19 protein-coding genes are annotated in these 21,505 nt (G+C 39.5%); 4 read left to right on the top strand and 15 right to left on the bottom strand.

From position 1 onward, the window contains the following. Positions 1–33: 33 nt before the first annotated feature. Together dusB and JXQ92_RS15660 are read left to right on the top strand one after the other, a co-directional pair. A complete protein-coding gene (gene dusB / locus JXQ92_RS15665; protein ID WP_421987579.1) occupies positions 34–1,029 on the top strand; it encodes a tRNA dihydrouridine synthase DusB in 996 nt (331 codons plus the stop codon). A gap of 22 nt (positions 1,030–1,051) precedes the next feature. Next, positions 1,052–1,951 (top strand): DMT family transporter, encoded by a 900-nt coding sequence (locus JXQ92_RS15660; protein ID WP_421987578.1) that lies wholly within the window; start codon positions 1,052–1,054, stop codon positions 1,949–1,951. Here the strand turns inward: JXQ92_RS15660 and JXQ92_RS15655 are convergent. Next, positions 1,932–2,765 (bottom strand): endonuclease/exonuclease/phosphatase family protein, encoded by an 834-nt coding sequence (locus JXQ92_RS15655; protein WP_421987577.1) that lies wholly within the window; start codon positions 2,763–2,765, stop codon positions 1,932–1,934. The two genes, JXQ92_RS15660 and JXQ92_RS15655, sit on opposite strands and share 20 nt — an antisense overlap. A 225-nt stretch (positions 2,766–2,990) precedes the next feature. Between JXQ92_RS15655 and JXQ92_RS15650 the strand changes: the two genes are divergently transcribed. Next, positions 2,991–3,872, top strand: coding sequence for a TraB/GumN family protein (locus JXQ92_RS15650; protein WP_421987576.1), 882 nt, complete (start codon positions 2,991–2,993; stop codon positions 3,870–3,872). A gap of 30 nt (positions 3,873–3,902) precedes the next feature. Here JXQ92_RS15650 and JXQ92_RS15645 read toward each other — a convergent pair whose 3' ends face one another. The 9 genes from JXQ92_RS15645 to JXQ92_RS15605 form a co-directional block, all read right to left on the bottom strand. Further along, positions 3,903–4,109, bottom strand: a complete 207-nt coding sequence (locus tag JXQ92_RS15645) for a hypothetical protein (RefSeq protein WP_421987575.1) — start codon at positions 4,107–4,109, stop codon at positions 3,903–3,905. Between the two features lie 20 nt (positions 4,110–4,129). Then, the gene (locus JXQ92_RS15640) at positions 4,130–4,708 is read right to left on the bottom strand and encodes a DinB family protein (protein WP_421987574.1); all 579 of its coding nucleotides are present in this window, start codon (positions 4,706–4,708) and stop codon (positions 4,130–4,132) included. A 66-nt stretch (positions 4,709–4,774) separates the two neighbouring features. After that, positions 4,775–5,356, bottom strand: a complete 582-nt coding sequence (locus JXQ92_RS15635; RefSeq protein WP_421987573.1) for a Crp/Fnr family transcriptional regulator — start codon at positions 5,354–5,356, stop codon at positions 4,775–4,777. Positions 5,357–5,422: 66 nt separating this feature from the next. Beyond that, positions 5,423–6,169 carry a sulfite exporter TauE/SafE family protein gene (locus JXQ92_RS15630; protein WP_421987572.1) on the bottom strand — a complete coding sequence of 249 codons (747 nt, stop codon included), beginning with the start codon at positions 6,167–6,169 and terminating at the stop codon, positions 5,423–5,425. Positions 6,170–6,174: 5 nt separating this feature from the next. Then, entirely contained in the window at positions 6,175–7,644 is a 1,470-nt protein-coding gene (locus JXQ92_RS15625; protein WP_421987571.1) for a M20/M25/M40 family metallo-hydrolase, read from the bottom strand. Positions 7,645–7,723: 79 nt separating this feature from the next. After that, positions 7,724–9,208: an MFS transporter gene (locus tag JXQ92_RS15620; protein WP_421987570.1), complete on the bottom strand. Its 1,485-nt coding sequence runs from the start codon at positions 9,206–9,208 to the stop codon at positions 7,724–7,726. Between the two features lie 5 nt (positions 9,209–9,213). After that, the gene (locus JXQ92_RS15615; RefSeq protein ID WP_421987569.1) at positions 9,214–10,581 is read right to left on the bottom strand and encodes an alpha-amylase family glycosyl hydrolase; all 1,368 of its coding nucleotides are present in this window, start codon (positions 10,579–10,581) and stop codon (positions 9,214–9,216) included. Between the two features lie 2 nt (positions 10,582–10,583). Beyond that, on the bottom strand, positions 10,584–12,989 hold the full coding sequence (locus JXQ92_RS15610) for a glycoside hydrolase family 31 protein (RefSeq protein WP_421987568.1): 2,406 nt from the start codon (positions 12,987–12,989) through the stop codon (positions 10,584–10,586). A 161-nt stretch (positions 12,990–13,150) separates the two neighbouring features. Continuing rightward, on the bottom strand, positions 13,151–14,176 hold the full coding sequence (locus JXQ92_RS15605) for a LacI family DNA-binding transcriptional regulator (RefSeq protein WP_421987567.1): 1,026 nt from the start codon (positions 14,174–14,176) through the stop codon (positions 13,151–13,153). 434 nt (positions 14,177–14,610) lie between these two features. On the opposite strand from JXQ92_RS15605, the gene fbaA reads away from it, so the two are divergent. Beyond that, the gene (fbaA, locus tag JXQ92_RS15600) at positions 14,611–15,675 is read left to right on the top strand and encodes a class II fructose-bisphosphate aldolase (RefSeq protein WP_421987566.1); all 1,065 of its coding nucleotides are present in this window, start codon (positions 14,611–14,613) and stop codon (positions 15,673–15,675) included. 48 nt (positions 15,676–15,723) lie between these two features. Here fbaA and pfkA read toward each other — a convergent pair whose 3' ends face one another. The 5 genes from pfkA to JXQ92_RS15575 all read right to left on the bottom strand — a co-directional run bounded on the left by pfkA (position 15,724) and on the right by JXQ92_RS15575 (position 21,469). Next, entirely contained in the window at positions 15,724–16,707 is a 984-nt protein-coding gene (gene pfkA / locus JXQ92_RS15595; RefSeq protein ID WP_421987565.1) for a 6-phosphofructokinase, read from the bottom strand. 150 nt (positions 16,708–16,857) lie between these two features. After that, entirely contained in the window at positions 16,858–17,427 is a 570-nt protein-coding gene (locus tag JXQ92_RS15590; RefSeq protein WP_421987564.1) for a NifU family protein, read from the bottom strand. 47 nt (positions 17,428–17,474) lie between these two features. Continuing rightward, positions 17,475–18,869 (bottom strand): dicarboxylate/amino acid:cation symporter, encoded by a 1,395-nt coding sequence (locus JXQ92_RS15585; RefSeq protein WP_421987563.1) that lies wholly within the window; start codon positions 18,867–18,869, stop codon positions 17,475–17,477. 20 nt (positions 18,870–18,889) lie between these two features. Beyond that, entirely contained in the window at positions 18,890–19,966 is a 1,077-nt protein-coding gene (aroC, locus tag JXQ92_RS15580; protein ID WP_421987562.1) for a chorismate synthase, read from the bottom strand. Positions 19,967–20,014: 48 nt separating this feature from the next. After that, positions 20,015–21,469, bottom strand: coding sequence for a BatD family protein (locus JXQ92_RS15575; protein WP_421987561.1), 1,455 nt, complete (start codon positions 21,467–21,469; stop codon positions 20,015–20,017). Positions 21,470–21,505: the final 36 nt, after the last annotated feature.

Raw genomic sequence — 21,505 nt, 5'->3', positions numbered from 1 at the left:
TCGCGTAAATTTACGCGAATTTTCGAATAGGGTTTGGTTAAGATAGGAAACATAGAATTAGGAGACTTCCCATTGTTGCTTGCACCAATGGAAGACGTAAGTGATCCGCCATTTAGAGCTGTTTGTAAAGAAAACGGCGCTGATTTAATGTATACGGAGTTCATTTCATCTGAAGGCTTAATTAGGAATGCTTACAAGAGCGTTCAGAAGCTAGATATATACGATTATGAACGGCCAATTGGCATCCAAATATTTGGTGACAAGATAGAGTCTATGCGTCAGGCCGCAGAAATTGCTGAGGGTGCAAATCCAGAAATTGTCGATATTAATTACGGTTGCCCAGTAAAAAAAGTAGCCTGTAAAGGTGCTGGTGCAGGTATTTTGTTGGATTTGCCGAAAATGCAACAGATGACAGAGGAGATTGTCAAGCAGGTGAGCTTACCTGTTACAGTAAAGACTCGTTTGGGCTGGGACGATAGCACAATACAAATTGTAGAAGTGGCAAAACGTCTTCAGGATGTTGGAATTCAAGCGCTTTCTATTCATGGCCGCACCCGACAGCAAATGTATAAAGGCGAAGCTGACTGGACGATGATTGGTGAAGTAAAAAATCACCCTGATATTCATATTCCTATCTTCGGAAATGGTGATATCGATTCTCCAGAAAAGGCTTTAGAATATAAAAATAGGTACGGCGTAGATGGTGTCATGATTGGCCGTGCTTCTATCGGATACCCATGGATTTTCAATGAAATCAAACATTTCATGAAAACAGGAGAGACATTAGCTCCTCCAAATTTGAAAGAAAGAGTTTCGGTAGCTAAAAAACACCTCTCATTTTCACTCGATTGGAAAGGTGAGCGCCAAGGAATCTTTGAAATGAGAAGGCACTATACCAATTATTTCAGAGGTATTCGTGATTTTAAACCCTACAGAACTAAGCTTGTAGAGTCACAAAACCCACAAGAACTGTTCGAGTTACTAGATGAGATTTCAGTAGTTTTCGAAGGAGTGAACGCTTTGGTTTGATTTCTTGTTGGCATATCAAATCATGAAAAACACAAAGGTTCTTGCTTGGACTATTCTTATTATTCTGGCCTTAGTTTGGGGCTCGTCTTTTATCCTTATTAAGCGTGGATTGGCCGTTTATAGCGCAGGAGAGGTAGGAGCATTGCGCATTTTGGCAGCCTGTATATTTCTATTACCAATAAGTGTTCCTAAGCTGAAAAAGCTTTCGAAACGCCACATTAAACTCTTGTTTGGTATTGGCCTTTTAGGAAGTTTTATCCCTGCATTTCTTTTTGCATTAGGTCAAACCAGATTAGATAGTGGTGTAACTGGCGTAATGAATGGTTTAACGCCAATCTTTGTCTTGATTGTTGGGGCATTGTTTTTTAAGCAGAAGTTTGAAAAATCGATGTATCTAGGAATTTTCATGGCTTTTTTAGGTACTGTAGTTTTGCTAACTGCTAGTGGCGATGGTGGGTTTTCTGGTTTCAATCTTTATGCAATTTTTATAGTGCTTGCCACGATGTGTTATGGTATGAACTTAAATTTTATTAAGTACTACTTGGCAGATTTAAATGCAGTTGTAATTACTGGAGTTAGTATTCTTTTAGTAGGACCGTTGGCCGCTGGGTACTTATTTATTGGAACTGATTTTACCGATAAAATTTCGAATGCACCTGGTGCATGGGATGCATTAGGCTATATAAGTTTGCTTGGGGTAATGAGTACATCTATAGCTTTAATCCTTTTCAATAGACTGGTACAGATTACAACACCAATTTTCACGAGCATGGTAACCTATCTTATACCGATAGTTGCGATGGCATGGGGCTTATTTGATGGAGAGATACTTACTGCAGGCCAACTGGGTGGAATTGGTGCCATTCTTTTAGGTGTATTTATTACCAATAGAAAGAAAAAGGCTAGTTCAGCCGGAAAGTAGCCACAAGTGGGTAATGATCAGAAGGGTAGAGCTGCTTACTTTTCCAACGATCTATCTTAAACTCTACCAAAGACAAGTTCTCTTCTTTATCGTAGAAAATGTAATCTATTCTTGAGCAATGGCTCCCGCCGTTCCAGCCATGAAAAGTACAGCCTTCGAGTTCATTTCCTGTGTAAGTGTCTTCAAAAAACTCTTTTACCCTGGAGATTATATTATCTTCTACCCTCACATTGAAATCTCCCAATAATACCTTTGGCATATTTTCAGCCTCAGTCATAAGATTCCGCAGAATTAATTCGACACTTCTGATTCGGCTATTGTTGGACTGACGATCTAAATGTGTATTCAGGATTTTTATCCTTTTACCAGTATTTATATTTTCAAAAACCACCATGGTGCTAATTCTCGGTAGCGTATTTCCCCAACTTTTGGAAGCGGGTTTGCTTGGCGTGTTCGACAGCCAAAAGGTTTCATGATCTATGACCTTCCACGTCTTCTTGTTATAAAAAATAGCGTTTGATTCACCAGCTCCGTCCTTTTCAGTTCTAGACCGATATACAACATCAAGCTGAGGAACCTCTTCTAGAATTTGATCTATCTGTAAGGGAAGTGCTTCTTGCGTAGCGATTATTCCTTCTCGGTATCTTTTGAAAATAGTAAAGACTCTATCTCTTCGGCTTTTCCATTTATTCTCACCATCGCCTGGTGTGCCATACCTAATGTTAAAAGAAACTACATCAACGCTTTCTTGACCATGAAGGTCGCCGCCTAATACAAGGAGAATAAGAAATGCGTAGAATGTCAGTATTCGCATGCCCAAAGGTGCTAAATCTCGCCTATAAATTCAACTAACTGAGGCCCTTATCTCTATACCCCTCAATTAGGGTATTTCATCAGCTTATAAAAAGAGGCAAAAGTATGTTGGGCTTATTATTTTGATAGACTCATATGCTTCATTCATTCAGGCATATATCCGCTTAGCATATTATTAGTAAACACTCTTTGGTAAGACTATAGTTTGGTTGAAAAGAATCAAAATATGAATAGAAGAAACAACATAGCATACACAATACTTTGTCTTTTAATTGGCTTTTCCTTTTCTAAGGATGTAAATGCTCAAAAGGAAAAAAAATCACTTTTATGGGAAATTAGCGGCAATGGGTTAACTGAAAAATCCTACCTATATGGAACGATACATATTATTTGTCCGGATGATTTTTTCATGGGCAATCATGTGAAAGCGGCATTCAATAGTACCGATCAGTTAGTGATGGAACTAAACATGTCTGACGGTAGTGAGTTGAGGAAAGCACAAGAACTTATGGTCGCGACAGAACCAGTCGATTATAAGGGATTACTAACGGAAGGCCAGTATCAAGCATTAGACGCTAAACTTACTGAACGTTTAGGTGTGGGTATGAGTCGAATGGGTGTTATGAAACCATTTGCCATTAGTTCTATACTGCAACTTATGGTGATGGACTGCGAAGAAATGGCTTCTTATGAAAACTCATTTCAAGAAATGGCAGTGACAAATGAAATGATCATTTCAGGATTGGAAACGGCAACTTTTCAAATGTCAATTTTTGATGATATACCTCAAGAAGAGCAAATTCAATGGATAGTTGATTATATAGAAAACCAAGAGAGTGGTCAAACTGATTGGCGAAAAATGGTTGAAACGTATAAGGCTCAAGACGTAGAAGCCCTAGGGAATATTTTCAACAACTTCCCAGAATTCAAAAAGTATGAGGAAGAGCTAATCACGAATAGAAACAAAAACTGGATCTCAAAAATTGAGACATTAACAAAGGAGAAATCAATTTTTGTCGCTGTTGGAGCGGCTCATTTGGGTGGTAAAAACGGTGTAATCAGGCTCTTGAAAAAGGCAGGTTATAAAGTGACTCCCGTGACTGAATAACTAAGAAATGAGATTAAAAATAAGAAGGCCTTAGGGCCTTTTTTTATTTGCTACTTTATTTATGAGTTCAAAACCAACACCCATGGCGATGCCAACTGCAGCACCAATTCCTATATTATCTATTGCTACGCCAATACCAATGCCAATAGCAATGCCAGTACCGATGCTGCCAAAGCCGCGCCTTCTTGGCTGTAAATCTTCTTCCTCTTCTTGCTTGTCTGCTTCTTCAATGGACATTCTACAGACAAGTTAGTTAATTATGCAGGGACTTGATTTACTACAGTCTTAATTCTTTTTATTTGAACCAGGTGTCTTTCAGCATGGCCAATTACAAAACGGAAAGCATCGCCTAGTCTTAATTTTACTAATGGCCCTAGGGCAGTATTTACTTTGACTTTGTTGATATCAAATTCGCTTGACTGTTTGATGAGCTCTGCAAATTTTTCATGTAACGTAAAAAATTCTGTGATTACGCTTTCCGCATTTAAGACTTGAACAGGATTCATGGCACTAAATGTTCTCATAGGTCTAGTGACTTCACCATTATCTTTTGGTGAAATTAACCTGGTAAACATATCGCCCTTCCAATGCGATTTATACTTTTCTGAAGGCGTATTATGTTTTCCACTTTGAAATGCCTTTTCTACGTTTTTATTATAAACTTCAATGGCGAATGACATGTGTTTTAAGCATTGGAGTATACTCCACTTGTTCACATCTTCAGGCATGTTAAGCGTTCTTTCGTCAAGCCCTTCAAGAAGTGATTTTACTTCTGCCAATAAGTTTTCAACCGATCTAGATGCTTCGGAAAGGATTTGTTTTGATGTTGTGACCATGATATTTAGTTTATAAAGCTAAGGTCTGCATTGTTTCAATATTCTATGTTGATCTATATCAATAAATCAATCTTTTACTTTTTTTCTCATTCTTGAAAATGTCTCTGGAGTCATCCCTAAATATGAGGCCAAATGTTTTTGAGGGATTAGCTGAACTACATGTGGACTTTGTTTTATCAATCGATTATACTTTTCCTCAGCACTATCGGCAAGCATACTTTTAGTGAATATGCCAAAGCCAACCAGTACTTTCTGATAGAACAGTCTCATCCACCTTTCCATCAGTTTATAATTATCTAACAATTGCATTAAATCCTTGTAGCTTATCTTCAGCCCCTTACTTTTTGAAATTGTTTCTAGTGTCCAAGTAGAAGGCTGTTGAGTAATGAATGAATCATAAACGCCACTGTATTCGCCATTGTAAGAGAACCCCATATTATACTCGACCCCTTCCTTCAAAAAATAGCCTCTGATAAGACCTTGATGAACGTAATAAAAATAGGGCTCTATCTGATCTACTTCCGTAATGATCACGTTCTTTTCAAATTCGAAAGTGGTCCAAGGTGCAATAAATTTGGATAGTTCGGCTTCGGAAGGAGAGATGTAATTAAGAAATGATTGCTTAAGTCCTGTGACTAATTCGTCCATAGTTCAAGATAAAAATACTTATGCTAATTCTGAGTTGTCTCTTTAAAGAACAACTACTCTTACGGCTTAAAAGAATGAGAGTTTTATAGCAAAACCAATGGCTGTTAACATGACGAAGTATCTTACGTATTTCTCTTCTATTTTGGTGCTCCAACGACTTGTTAGCCATCCGCCAAGTGCACTGCCAATGGCCAGCGCAAACCCCAGTTCCCAATTGATCAGATCATTATAGATAAATATTCCTATTGAAGCGACTGTATATATAGGTACTATAACCACCTTCACAATGTTAGTTTTCAGTAAAGAAAACTTATTTACAAAAGTGAGGGCTGCCATAATTAAATAACCAACACCTGCTTGAATAAAGCCTCCATAAATTCCTATAAAGAAGAAAGTGACAAGCCCGATGATTTTTGTTTTACCATCAGTTTTCTCCGCCACATTTTGGCTGTTTTTCTTGCCAAAAAGCATGTAAGCCACAATGAGTACAATTACCCCTGCTAGAATTTTATTGAAGGTTTCACCCTTAACTTCTATGGCAATATATGAGCCTATTATAGCGCCAAAAAAGGCCGTAATTCCTAAGCCAATAGCGTAGTTGTTTATTTTAGAGCCTTTGCTTTTAAAGCCTTGTATAGCGAAAATCCCATTGAAAAATATGCCTATTCTATTTGTTGCATTGGCCACAACTGGGGGTAAACCCATAAATATGAGTACAGGGAGTGTTAAAAGCGAACCACCCCCAGCCAGGGTATTAATTACACCTGCGAGTAGGCCTACGCCAAAAAGGATAAGTAAATCGACTACTTCCAAAGTAACTATTTATCCCAACGCCAGTCTCCGCCGATCTGTAGCTTTAGTTTTAAACCGTTTCCTTCTAGAAAGGCTTTCGTTTCCGAATCTGAAAGTCGTTGTGCTGGTAAAGTGTCTGCATCGGCCAGAGCGTATAGCATCATAGATGAAAATCTTACATTGTTTCTTATGTGTTCTTCATTCACCAAATTAAAGTCATCACAATCTGAATGATAGCAACCATAAATAGATCGATCGAGATTTGAATTTGGCGCTAGATAGGGTATGCCTTGAATCATGAAAGATTGGTGGTCGCTATGTAAGCCAGCGCCGTTTCTGTTGCTATTGCTAAATGCTGTAGAATCAACGACTCTAATTTCCTTACCAATATTCGTAAAGAATTGTTCAGCTTCAGGTCTTCCGCCCGCGTTGAATCCAATGGGATTACCAGACATGTCTTGATTCATAACATATTTAATCTGATCTATGGAGCCATCTTTCAAGGCCGCATTAACATATGCTCTTGATCCAAGAAGGCCCTGTTCTTCACCCATAAACATGATAAACTCTATAGTTCTCTTTGGTTTCAAGTTCAGTGCTTTAAAAGTTCTTGCCATGTCGAGAACAGCAAATGATCCAATACCATTATCTATAGCGCCTTGTGCTAAATCCCATGAATCGAGGTGGCCGCCTACTATAATTTTTTCATCAGGAAGTTCAGAGCCCTTTATTGTAGCGATTACATTTCTCGCTTTAATTTGATCAGACGTGTTTGTCATCTGAATTTTGGCTCTTTTTTTCTCTTTTTTAAGTGATTCTTTTAAGGCTATTCCATCTTCTTTGCCGATGCAAACGGCCGGAATTTCAATAAGGCCTCCTGTTACAGATGCGGTACCCGTTAATAAAACTCCACCATCAACTTGATTGATGATGATGATTCCTTTTGCCCCATTATCCGTAGCTAACGCAGTTTTTTCGGATCGATGGAGATTAGATGATCCTGGAGTTGAGTTTGGTAAAATACCAATGTACACTAAGGCTATTTTGCCTTTAACTGCGCCTGGTTTTTCAGCATAGTCTGCTTCTAAACCATTTCCCATATCGATAATCTCTAGATCGATATCTGCAGATACAGGTGAGTGTGCTAAACTAACAGCCGAGTAAACTTCAAAGTTTGTTTTGTTCAGGTTGCCTATTTGTAATTCAATATCTCCGCGCATCCATGTTTCAACTTCAAAGGGGAAGTATTTCACATTATCAAAACCATAAGACTTTAAGAGGTTATAGGTATATGTTTCAGCCTTTGCGCCGTTTTCTGACCCTGTAAGGCGATGGCCAATGCTTGAAGAAGCCTCTCCGAGCGTTGAATAGGCCTTAGAGTTAGAGAGCACTTCCTTGTTGATTTGTTTGAAGGTTACACTCAGAGGTACTTTTAAGGAGGAGCAGGCAAAAAATAGTAAGCTAAAAAATGAGGCTAGCAGTAGGGATTTTTTCATGGTTTAAAAATCAAGCTTTTAATATAAAAATAAAAAGCAGCTATATAGCTGCTTTTCAATCTCATTCCTTGGGCTAATGCTACTGGGTATCTTGAACTCTAAGGGTTAGTAAACCTGATAAGATCATAGAAAACCCACCTACGACTAAGATTAACACGGTTTGTTCATTTAAAAAGGTGTTAAGAATAAATCCTAATAAGGAGGCGGCTACAATCTGAGGAATTACCACAAAGAAGTTGAATACACCCATATAGTACCCCATTTTTTCTGATGGTAACGCTCCTGAAAGAATGGCATATGGCATGGAAAGGATACTGGCCCAAGCGATTCCTACCCCTATCATACTGACCCATAGCATTTGAGGGTCGCTTATGTAATAGATCGATATTAAACCGGCACCTCCACAACAAAGGGCTATTAAATGGGTGATTTTTCTACTTGTTTTTCGAGCAATGAATGGAATGAAAATAGCGGCCAAAGCGGCAATACCATTATAACCGCCAAACAAGTTGCTCACCATGTCCGCTCCTGCATTGTATGCCTCGGAGGTTGTATCAGAGGAGCCATAAATATGTGATGTCACGGCCGGTGTACAGAAAATCCACATGGAAAAGAGGGCGAACCAAGAAAAGAACTGTACTACTGCTAGCTGTGTCATCGTTTTTGGCATCGTATTGAAATCCTTAACAATGTGAACTAAAGCAGCTTGTGTTTTTCCTTTTCGAATTAATTGCAAACCGATAAGATGCATCAACCCGAAGAAGAAAAGGCCACCCCCTAAAATATGTAATTGAGGCTCTAGACCAGCCATCGAGACAATTACTGAAAAGCCTGCACCCAATCCAGTAAGACCTTGTCCAATTCTTGAGAATTTCTGACTATAAATGCCTTCGTCTGATTCAGACATTGCGGGTGCATCATGCGCTTCTTCTTGTTCTGGCGGGTATTCCTTGGTGGTAAAAACTGTCCACAAAACAGTGATTAAATACATAATACCTCCAACATAAAAAGCATACTTTACAGATGGAGGAATACCCCCATCAGGGTCGATATTTGGTACGTTAAGCCAGTTGGCAAAAATCCATGGCATAAACGAGGCAACTAATGCACCGATGCCAATGAAAAAGCTCTGCATGGCAAACCCAGATGTTCTTTGTTCATCGGGTAATAGATCACCAACAAATGCTCTAAATGGCTCCATTGTAATATTAATAGAGGCATCCATAATCCATAAAACACCTACTGCCATCCAAAGGGTAGGAGAGTTGGGCATAAGGAAAAGTGCAATTGTGGCCGCAATAGCGCCAAAAGCAAAGTATGGTCGCCGCCGTCCCCATTTTGCGCTCCATGTTCTATCGGAATAATAACCGATAATGGGTTGCATAATCAACCCAGTAATGGGTGCTGCGAGCCAATAGACCGCCAAGTTTTCTGTATCTGCTCCTAGGGTTTCAAAGATTCTGGAAGTGTTCGCATTTTGAAGTGCAAACCCCATTTGAATACCGAGAAATCCGAAACTCATGTTCCAGATTTGCATAAAACTCAAGCGTGGCTTCTTATTCATAACTTTTATTTAGTAAATACTTTGAATCGATTTGGAGCGATCACTTGTTGTTTGGTTACTTTCAATGCTCCGCCACCAAAAACTCTTTGCATATCCAGATAGTCTTGATCTAGTTCAAATTCTACGCGTTCATCACTTACATTGATAATTGAAAGCACCATTCTGTTTCCTTTAACTCTTTTAAAGGCTAGAATTTTATCATCAGCCGTAGTTTCTATCCATTCGATACTACCACCGAAATTTCCATTCCAGAGTGCAGGGTTTTGCGATTTGGCTCTGAAAAGAGCACTATAAACTTGGCTGAATACATATCCTCCTGACCAATCGATCGGGTCTTTTTCGAAGAACTCAAGTCTCTTTTTGTTGTTGGCTTCCTGTCCTGAATACACTAAAGGCATACCGTATGTTGTGGCAGCAAAAGCAAACCAAGCTTCTTGCCCTTTTCCAAAAAACTCATCGGCGGTACCATTCCAGCTGTTTTCATCGTGATTGGTAATGATGTTCATTTTATAATACCCTTTTGGGTAGCGCTTAAAATCACGGGCATACATATCTTTTATGGCCTGAGTGCTTTCCTCTCCGGAAGCTACTTTTCGCATTAAATGCATGAGTTCCCATGAGTAAGACATGTCAAAAGCATCCATGTGGAGTTCTGTTTCCTCACCTTCAGCCAACATAAAGACTGGCTTTATGGCGTCAAGCTGTTTTCTTATGTCATTCCAAAAGTCTGTCGGTACCATACCTGCTACATCGCAACGATATCCGTCAATGTCAAATTCTGATACCCAATAGGTGAGGGCATCGGCCATGGCTGCTCTTAATTCTTGGTTTGAGTAATTTAGGTCAATCACATCATCCCAATCTTCCACTGGAGGCATAAATTCGCCTGCATCGTTTTTCGTATAATACTCTGGGTTAGATTCTGTCCAAACATGATCCCATGCTGTATGATTAGCCACCCAATCGATCAACACTTTCATGCCATTATCATGGGCCGTTTTAATCAAATCGCGAAAGTCTTTTTCGGTACCAAAGGCAGGATTAATTGCTTTGTAATCTTTCACGGCATAGTAACTGCCTTCCGTTCCTTTGCGATTTTTCTCACCGATTGGGTGAATAGGCATCAACCAAAGTATATCAATACCCATTTGTTTTAGTCGAGGAATATCCTTTGCAAACGCATTGAAGGTTCCTTCTTGGGTATGCTGCCGAATATTTACTTCATAAATAACAGCGTCTTTACTCCATTCGACGTTTTTTACATTGCTGACAGTTTCGGGCTGAACTGCTTCAGCCGATTCTTTCTTATCGCTACCACAGGAAAAAAGAAAAAGGCATAATATTCCTATGGCCAAGTAGTTTTTCATTTTCATGTTTAACTCCATTTAATTCTAATTTCTGAATCTATAAATTCTGTTTCTAAAAACTTCATGTTTTTGATGAGGTAATCTCTTTTATCCCGCTGTGGTAAAGGGTCAAATTCGGTAATTGGATCAATTAACCTTGTGTCTTCTTGCTGAAGTGATACGTTTCTCTGGTTAATTTCATAGTTATCAGCATCAAACCCATGCAAATAGACTTTTAAGGTCTTAAAAGTGGAAGTAAAGTCACCTGTTTTAGGGGTAAGGACTAAAGATTTTGCCTCAGCATCAAAAATTACATCTCGCTGATAATCTTGCCCGCTCTGGAACTCATATGTTTCTCCATCGTCTTCAAAGTAGTTCTGCGTGCTTTTTACATTGCCATAATACACATGAAGTTTCAGCTCACCATCGTGAGCTGCCTGGGTGTTTTGAACAACATTTTGAAGTGGAATAATGGCGCCTTCTTTCGCATAAACCGGTAGGTCTTCCATGCCTGTTTCTACCACATAATGCCTTCCGCCTTCAATTTTTTCATCAGTAAAAAACCTATACCACTTTCCTTCTGGAATATAGATTTTGGCAAATTCTTGGGTACTCGTTGTGGGGCAGACTAACAGCCAATCTCCTAAAGTGAATTCATTTTGAGCATTGCCATGATAAATTTCTGGATCATTGGTATAATCAATGGCTAAAGACTTATTGATAGGTGTGCCATTTTGGTGCGCCTTATAAAAGAGGCTATACAAGTAAGGCATCATCTTATAGCGTAAGTTGATGTAGTTTCTAGCTATTTCTTCAACTTCTTCTCCGTAAGCCCAAGGCTCTGAATCTCTTACATTGACCATGCTATGCACACGGAAAAAAGGCGCAAAAGTGGCTACAGCCAGCCATCTTGCAAAGAGTTGAGGGCTACTTTCATCTACAAATCCACCAACGTCATATCCAGCGACGGGAACCCCCGCCATACCAAGACTATTGACAAGTCTCACCCCTAACAACATATGGTCGTCGCCGGCCACATTGTCACCTGTCCAAACAGCTGAGTAGCGTTGTACGCCAGAAAAGCCTGAGCGAGTTAAGGTGAAAGGTCTTTTGTTACCTATATGCTTTTTAGCACCTTCGAAAGTTGCTCTCACCATTTGAAAGCCATATACATTGCGGGCTTTCTTGTGCGAAACTTCTTGTCCGTCATAATCGAATTCAATCATATTAGGAATGTCTTGTCCCCAACATGCTGGTTCGTTCATATCGTTCCAGAAGCCTTCAAGGCCAAGGTCGGTATAGAACTTTAACTCCTTTGCCCACCAATCTCTACCTTTTTCGGCTGTAAAATCTGTAAAATGACTATTGCCAGGCCAAACGCTTGCTTCGTAGTTGGTACCATCTGGATATTTTACAAAAACATCTTCTTCAATACCTCGATCATAGGTGCCGTAGCCTTTTTTGGTGGCTATTCCGGGATCAAGAATGACGACAACTTTAAATCCTTGAGAAGTTAATTTGTCAATTAAGGCTTTTGGGTTTGGAAAACGTTCCTTATCAAAAGTGAAGGCCATATAGTCCTTCATGTAATGTATGTCCAGATAAATGACGTCGGCTGGAATCTGTTTTTCGCGAAAAGTATCTGCGATATTGTAAACTTCGTGGTCGGGATAATAGCTGTAGCGGCACTGCTGAAAACCTAAACTCCATTTAGGTGGCATATGCATGGCACCAGTTAATTTTGTGTATTCTTGAATTACTTCATTCACAGTATCACCTTGAATGAAATAATAGTTTAATCCACCAGATTCAGCACTGAAATAGCTAAATCTATCATTATTGGAGGTGCCGAAATTGAAGTGTGTTTTATGCGTATTATCTAGGAAAATACCATAAGGCTTACCTTCACGAACACCAATGAAGAAGGGTGTTGAAACGTAAAGTGGATCTGTGTCATTATTAAAGCCAAAAGCATCGGAATTCCAGTTGTCGAAAGAAGATCCACGCCTGTTTAATCCGCCTCCTTTTTCACCCATTCCTAGGAAAATTTCATCAGAAGCTAGCGCCTTATAATTGGTTACTTCTTCGCCCAACCAACTCACACCAAAACTAGGATCATCTGCATTGAGTAGATCACCTGAATTATTATAAAAACTCAGTCTAAAGGGATCTTTTTGAATTTTGAGGTGGATGTGTTCCGTTTTCAATTCTAAAGAAACATCATTTTCGGTAGTCTTTACCGGGGCTTGTTCAGGTTTTAAAACCACTGAGAACGGATACTCTTCGAAGGCCTCGTATTTTGAAACTTGTACTCGTATTATTTTGGGGTTATAAGCTGTAAGTCTAAAGTGGTGCTTACCTGCTTTGCCGCTCGCTATATTTTCTTGTACCATTAGCTCGGTAATGGTACTGATTGATTCGTTCTTGAAGTTCATGAATGATGTATTCGCGTCTTATATACTTGACTTAGCGACTTCTATATTAACTAAAAAAGTGCAGCAAATAAACCAAAATAGAGCCTGAAGCTAGCCTATTGATGGCTTTCATCTATTCTATGCAAATCAAACGTTTGCAATAGTTGAAATATATTTTATGGCTAGTGTAGTCGATTAGACGAATCCCTTACAATGAGTTCAGTATCGAGTATCTTTATTTGACTCTTCCCTTTCTCTTTTGCATTTATTTCTTCCAGGATGAGCTTGGCAGCTTCACAGCCCATTTCGTATCCTGGTTGTGAAATACTTGATAATCCTGGGTTAATAAGTGATGAAAATTGCCAGTTGCTAAAACCTACAATTGCGATTTCCTTCGGAATAGAAATATCGGCCTTTTTAACGGCGCTTATCGCACCTAGGCCAGCCAAATCGTTATTGGCAAAAACACCATCTATTTTTATTCCGCTTTTAAGCAAAGCCGACATAGCCGCTTCTGCTTCTGTTTCGGAACCTTTCCTGCACTCAACAATGTGTTTTTCGTTCAATGGGATATTATAATCTTCAAGGGCCGATAAATAACCTTCTTTTCGTTTTCTAGCTATGATCAGGTTATCTGGTCCCGATAGGTGAGCAATATTTTTACACCCTTGTTTAATTAAGTGCTCAACCGCATCGTAAGCGCCTTGATAATCGTCAACTATGACACTGGAGGCATTCATGCCTTCAACAAGTCGATCGAAAAATACCATCGGCGTGCCTTCATCTACTACTTTTTTTAAATGCGCTAGGTCAGCCGTTTCTCTTGAAATAGATACAAGAAGCCCATCTACTCTGGCGCCCATTAAAGCATCGATACTATCTGCTTCTCGTTCATACTTCTCGTTCGATTGGCAGATCATCACATTATATCCTTCCTTCATTGCGGCGTCTTCAATGCCACTGATTACTGTGGAAAAAAAGAAGTGCACTGTTTCAGGAATAACAACGCCTATAACATTCGTTTTTTGGTTGCGAAGGCTAAGTGCGATAGCGTTAGGACGATAGTTGTATTTTTTCGCTAAGTCAACCACTGATTTTCTAGTGGCAGGACTTATGCCTGGAAAGTCTTTCAGTGCTCTTGAAACGGTAGAACAGGAGATGTTCAATTCTTTCGCTATATCCTTGATCGTAACCTGCCCACTTTTCATGATACTTGCCTCTGGAATAATCTATTGAAACTGTTTTTAAATATGCTTATATCTTTTGACTAAGCCATGATTTACAAAATATTTTAAAATAATTTTTTCACCTTTTTTCGAGAGTATTGGCTGTTTCAATCGATTGCAGAATTAATGTAGTGTACTGGCGCTAAGGCACTTAGATTGATAATTATTTTTTTAATCGCTACTTTCATTCAGTCAACAATCGCAAATGGGCTTTTGTTCTTAAAATTCAGCTGCCCCATTGAAGTTGTTGTCAGTAATTTCCTCCATTTCTATTATAGTTTACTTAATGTATAGCGCAACTTGTTGCGCTATACATGTTTTACGACCACGCGTAATTGGTATGCTCCCTTATATTTTGGAACGGGAATTTTTCTTTTCTTTGCAAACAATTAAGAATCTCAAACACTAGATATAACATGGGAAAATTCAGAAGTGGTGTATTATATGGTCAGGAGCTAAAGGATTGCCTGAACTACGCCAAGGAAAATGAATTCGCAATGCCTGCGATCAACGTAATTGGAACTAATTCAATCAATGCTGTATTAGAGGTAGCTAAAAAGGTGAATTCACCAGTAATGGTTCAGTTTTCAGTGAGTGGCGCTGCTTTTTATGCGGGTAAATCATTGGACAATGCAGGTTACAATGCATCTATTCAAGGTGCAATTTCTGGCGCAATGCACGTGCATCAAATGGCTGAGCACTATGGTGTTCCAGTGATTCTTCATACAGATCATGCCGCCAAAAAATTACTTCCATGGATTGACGGTTTGTTAGATGCTGGTGAAGCATTTTATAAGAAGAACGGACAGCCTTTGTTCAGTACGCACATGCTTGACCTTTCTGAGGAAACGCTAGAGGATAATATTGAGATTAGCTGTGAGTACTTCAAAAGAATGAATGCCATAGATATGGGCATTGAAATTGAATTGGGTATCACTGGTGGTGAAGAAGATGGTGTTGACAATACTGATGTCGATACGGATAGATTATATACTCAACCTGAAGAGGTAGCTCAAGCATGGGATGCTTTAAGACAAGTTGGAGACATCTTTACAGTAGCGGCTTCTTTTGGAAATGTTCATGGTGTTTATAAACCTGGTAACGTTGAATTGAGACCTTCTATTCTCAGAGATTCTCAAGTTTACATTCAGGAGAAATTTGGTACTGAAGAGAAACCAGTTTATTTCGTATTCCATGGCGGTTCAGGTTCTGAACCAGAAAAGATAGCTGAAGCAACTTCCTATGGTTCTATCAAAATGAACATCGATACTGATATTCAGTGGGCTTGTTGGGATGGTATTCATGCTTATTACAACGACAAGAAGGATTATCTGCAAGGACAAATCGGTAACCCTGAAAGTGACGATGCTCCGAATAAGAAATTTTACGATCCGAGAGTTTGGCTAAGAAAAGGAGAGGAAAGTATTGTAAAAAGATTAGAGCAGGCATTCGAAGAATTGAATGCTATGAATAGAAACTAAGACTAACTATGGTTTAGAAAAAGAAAAGGAGGCTTAAGCCTCCTTTTTTTATATTGACAGAATCTTAGCGATTCTAAATTCTTCGGCGCCGAGGCGTTTTTCTGTTTTAATTGCCTGACCGATCGGGGTATAGGCAATTTCATTGTTAATCATGCCAACCATTACCTTGGATTCATTATTTCTAAGTCCTTCTACAGCTGCTACGCCTAGTCGACTGGCTAACACTCTATCCATAGTAGTCGGTGATCCTCCGCGTTGCAGGTGGCCAAGTACGGTTACTCTTATATCGAAATAGCCTAATTCTTTTTTAACCTCATCGGCTACTTCATAGGCATTACCCAGTTGGCATCCTTCAGCTATTACCACCACGTTGGATGCTTTTTTATTGGCTGCTCCCTTTCTGAGTCTTTTAATAAGTGCTTCGATCGTCCAGTTATGTTCAGGAACAACCATAGCAACGGCACCACCACCAATGGCTGAGTTTACTGCAATAAAGCCGGCGTCTCTACCCATTACTTCAACGAAGAAAAGTCTTTCGTGCGAAGAAGCCGTATCTCTGATTTTATCGATTGCCTCTCTTGCAGTGTTACAGGCCGTATCAAATCCGATGGTGAAATCCGTTCCTGCCAAATCATTATCGATAGTTCCTGGAATACCGATCACAGGAACGTCGAATTCTTGGCTGAATATATTGGCTCCTGTAAATGAACCATCACCACCAATAACTACTAGTGCGTCGAGTTCAAATTTTTTAAAGTTCTCATATGCTTTTTCTCGACCTTCTTTGGTGCGGAATTCTTGACTTCTGGCAGTGAGTAAAAAAGTACCGCCTCTACTAAGAATATTGGAAACAGAACGTACATAGAGTTGTTCAATATTAGCATTGATCAACCCGTCGTAACCTTTATAAACACCGAATACTTCGATGTCGTAGTAGATACAGGCTCTCACAACGGCTCTTACCGCTGCATTCATGCCAGGGGCGTCTCCACCAGAAGTCAAAACACCAATTCTTTTTATCGTCGAAGCCATAGTCAGTTGAGTAATTAATCAAAAATACGGTTTTGAAATAGAACTGCGTCTGTATGGTGATTCGATTGTTATGCAATCGTTTGACGCATGCCACAAAAAAAACCACTCTATTTAGAAAATTGAGTGGTTTGTAAATGCTTTTATAGAATGTTAAACGCCTTCTGCCACCACTTCGGTAACATCATTTGGTAACATTCTTTTTAGAAGGTTTTCGATACCTGATTTTAGGGTAACCGCAGATGCAGGACACCCACTACATGAACCTTGCAAGTTCACTTTAACCACACCTTCTTCAAAAGAAGCAAACCCAATAGCGCCGCCATCTTGTTCCACAGCAGGTCGGATATACTCATCTAAAATGCCCTTAATCTTCTTCACCACTTCAGAATCATTCTCGTCGAAAAGGGGATCTTTTTCTAACTCTTCAAGAATCAGAGGTTTTTCTTCTTCAAGATATCCTTTGATTAAGTCTCTGATACCATCTTGTATTTCGATCCAATCTACTTTCTCAGATTTCGTTACCGTCACAAAGTTGCTCATATAGAAAACACGTTCTACATGTGGTAACTCAAACAATGCCTGTGCTAAAGGGGAGTCGGCAGCGGCAGTTACATCCGGATAATCGAAGCTTATTCCATCCTGAAGTAGCATAAAGTTCGCTACGAACTTCATGGAATTCGGATTTGGATTGGCCTCCATATATATACTAACAGCTCTCATGTTTCTGAATTTTGAATTACTTAACTACAAAGGTAGCCGATAAGTTCTTAGTCTTCCGATAATTCTCCTTCAGTTTTTGCAACAATTGTTGCGACCGTTGCATCACCTGTTACGTTAACAACTGTTCTTAGCATATCTAGTATTCTATCAACAGGGAAAATAATAGCAATCCAAGCCGGATTTAGTCCTACTGATTGCAATACGACAACCATCATAACAAGGCCTGCACTTGGTACAGCGGCACTACCAATCGAAGCCAATGTAGCTGTTAGCACAATTGTCAATTGTTGTGCTACGCTTAAGTCCACCATATGAAGCTGTGCCATAAAGACAACCGCTACGGCTTGGTATAAACTTGTTCCATCCATATTCACTGTTGCGCCAATGGGTAGTACAAAGCTCGATACATTCTTAGATACGCCGAGGTTATCTTCCACGCACTCCATTGTAACTGGTAGTGTAGCCGCACTAGAACTGGTAGAGAATGCCATGAGCTGTGCTGGGCTTATCTTTTTGAAGAATTTTTTATACTTCAAGGATTTCACGAATAGTCTAACAATGGTTGGGTAGAAAATGAAAATCAAGAAGAGTAGACCGATTGTTAGCGTCACTGAATACGTGGCTAATCCTTTAAAAATCTCGATAACTTCTGCAGGTGTATCTGCCATTTTTGCCACTACTCCGGCGAGCAAACAGAAAACGAAAAATGGCGCGGCTTTCATCACAAAATCAACCATTTTCAAGAAAACCTCATTAGCTCCGTTTATAAATGACGATAAGCCTGCTACTTTTTCATCGGGCAGGGCGGCCATACATATGCCGAAGAAAATCCCAAAAAAGATAACTTGAAGCATTAGTTTGTCATTCCCTAGGGAGGTAACAATATTTTGAGGCACCATATCGATTAAGAATTTCATAGGACCAGCGTCCTTATTCGCCATGGCTGCAGCTTGTTTGTCAGCTACCATTTTCTTTTGCTCCTCGGTCATTTCTTCAGCACGCTCGTAACTGGAGTATTTAGGGTCGTTCGTGAAGTTTTTGCCGTCTAATATTTCAACGCCGTTGGAATTAGCCCAACTCTCATAGCTTAATCTGTTCTTTATTCTTGACTCCTCATCTACCATGGAACCTGGTTGGACAACGTTTACCAAAAGGAGGCCGATTCCGACAGCTGTAACAGTTGTTACGAGATAGAACCCTAGGGTTTTTCCACCCATTCTACCCAATTTCGACATGTCTTTTAGACCCGAAATTCCGCTGATGATAGAAAACAGTACCAATGGTACGGCGATGTATTTCAGCATTCTGATGAAAATTTGACCGAAAGGATCGATCCAGTCAATAGTGAACTGATTCCAACCCATAGCACTTGAAGCAAAGGCCCAAATGATACCGGCAAGAAGTCCAATCATGATTTTTACATGAAGCGGAAGTTTTTTCATAGCTGAGAAATTGGATTTAATTACAATCGGTTAGCCTTGCTAATTAGCAAATAATCGGCAATAACCAAAGCTGACATTGCTTCAACGATGGGTACAGCTCTTGGTACTACACAAGGATCATGACGGCCTTTTCCTGAAACGGTAACGCTGTCACCATCCTCATTGATACTTTCTTGATCCATCATTATTGTGGCAACGGGCTTAAAGGCGACATTAAAGTAAATGTCTTGTCCGTTAGAAATGCCTCCCTGTACGCCTCCTGAATGATTAGTACGTGTTTTTACTTCGTTGCCCTCCTGATAAAAGGCATCATTATGTGCTGATCCATTTAATTTCACGCCATCAAAACCACTCCCATATTCAAAACCTTTTACCGCATTGATACTCAACATTGCCTTGCCTAATTCGGCATGTAGTTTGTCAAATACGGGTTCTCCAAGCCCTGCTGGGGTTCCTTTAATTACGCCGGTTATAATTCCACCAATGGTGTCTCTTTTTTTGCGCGTTTCATCAATCAGTGAAATCATGGCTTCTGCCATTTCAGGGTCTGGACAACGGAGAATATTATCTTCTGTTTTACTAAGGTCTAATTGTGTATAGTCCTTTTCTAACTTTAATGCACCAACCTGAGAAACATAAGACTGGCAAGTGATTCCGTAGTGTTTGAGTAAAAGCTTAGCAATGGCACCTGCCGCTACCCTTGCCACAGTTTCTCTCGCTGAGCTACGACCACCGCCTCGATAGTCTCTTATACCATATTTAGCCTGAAAAGTATAGTCGGCATGAGATGGTCTGAATTTATCAGCTATATGTGAGTAGTCTTTGCTTTTTTGATCCTCGTTACGAATTAGGATACTAATCGGAGTGCCTGTTGATTTGCCTTCAAAAACACCTGAGAGTACTTCGAATTCATCAGCTTCTCTCCGTTGGGTTGTTATTTTTGATTGGCCCGGTTTACGCCTATCCAATTCTGTTTGAATAAATGACTTATCTATTGTCAATCCTGCTGGGCAACCTTCGATAACCACGCCAAGGGCAGGGCCATGGCTTTCACCATATGTATGAATTTTGAAAATTTTACCGAAAGAGCTACCCATTATTGAGACTTTTGTTTCGGATTTTGATACTTCAGAAAAAGTAAGTCCTTATTTCTTGAAGAACATAAATCCAGCGGCTGCTAACATAGCGATAATTAGAATATTGGCAATAATTTGAGCCGCATTATCCTCTTTAAGCTTTTGAAGTTTATTGGCTGCCATGTCAATATTGTCATAAAAAGAACCCAAATCTGTTGAAGAAATTGATACATTCTTTTTACTCTCACCTGTTACGTTTAGCTGAACTTGTGAGCGAAGCGTATCATATACGCCTGACTTTGGATTGAAATAAATCCAGCTGAAATAATCTTTTAAGTCGTAAGCACCCGGCTCGTTAGGAATACCGTAATAGCTGTATTTCTTAGATCCAGTAACTCTGCCTCCACCTTTGTTTACATCTTGGCTGGTATTTGGGGGGTATATGTCGATGTCTTTTGTAGAAGGAATTTTTAGATCGGGGATACTTGAAATATTGCCTTCACCATAGATATTGAAATTGTATTCGAAGCTTTCGCCAGTAGCTACAGTGTTTTTATCTACTTTCTCGTCAAGTTCAAATTCTCCAACGGCTACGGCATCCTTCAGCGGATGAGGTGGTAAAGCTTTTACTTTTACAACTTTCTCAGATGTATTGAACGTTTTAAAATCTTCTTCTCGATCTCTTCCAAAGAAGGAAGGCGATTTAGCCACTCTATATTTTATCATTTCGAACGGTACCGAAGGGAATACTACGGGTTCTAGGTTTAAAGGGAAGAAAGCCGCTTGATAAATTTTGTAGCGTGTGTAATTCTTACCATTGATTCGGACCTTTTCGCCGTAGATATTTTCAATGTTGAAGTTTTCCTCCCAGCAATTATCAGGCTTTAGATCTTTAAGAATTTTTGAAAGTTGCTTCCCTGCTTCATAAAACTGTAAAGGCGCTCTATTTGCATCTGCTACATAGAAAGCGAATGTTGCTGTAAATCCCTCGCCGACATAAACTTCATCTTTGTCGGTGACTAAGGCTAGAAATGCATCTTCCTTTACATCTACAAATTCGGGGGTTCTAGAACTTCTAGTATCGTTTCCGAAAAGATTGCCAAATGGGTCGTTTCGCCCACGGCGACTATTACGGTTTCTTTCAACCGGTGGGCCAATCTTAATGGTTTTACCCTTAGAACTTACCTTTTTGCCATTTACTTCTACAGTGAAATCATTTAATGTGTATGAGCCCTCTTCTAAAGGGAGATAGCGTTGGATTACACTTTGGGAAGAAGAAATTTGCCCGTTGACTATATTAGTCTTGCTGCTAGAAGAAACACCTCTTTTCGCAAAGCCTTCAATATCAGGAAAATCTGAATAACTTTTTATACTACCGTTTTGAAGCGTTACCGTAATTGTAAAAAGTTCGTTCAGTCCTACTTCGTCCTTACCCAATTGAACTGATAATTCCTGTGCATTCAATGATGGAATGAATAGCAATGCTATTAATAGGACGGATAAAATATGACTGGACTTTCTCATTATAATTTCTTATTTTCAGTTCCTTTTGAAAATCTA

This window comes from Roseivirga sp., assembly GCF_049099775.1.
In the GTDB taxonomy this organism is placed as follows: Bacteria; Bacteroidota; Bacteroidia; order Cytophagales; family Cyclobacteriaceae; genus Roseivirga.
The sequence above is the reverse complement of the archived record's forward strand: the minus strand, read 5'-3'. Positions and strand labels throughout refer to the sequence as shown.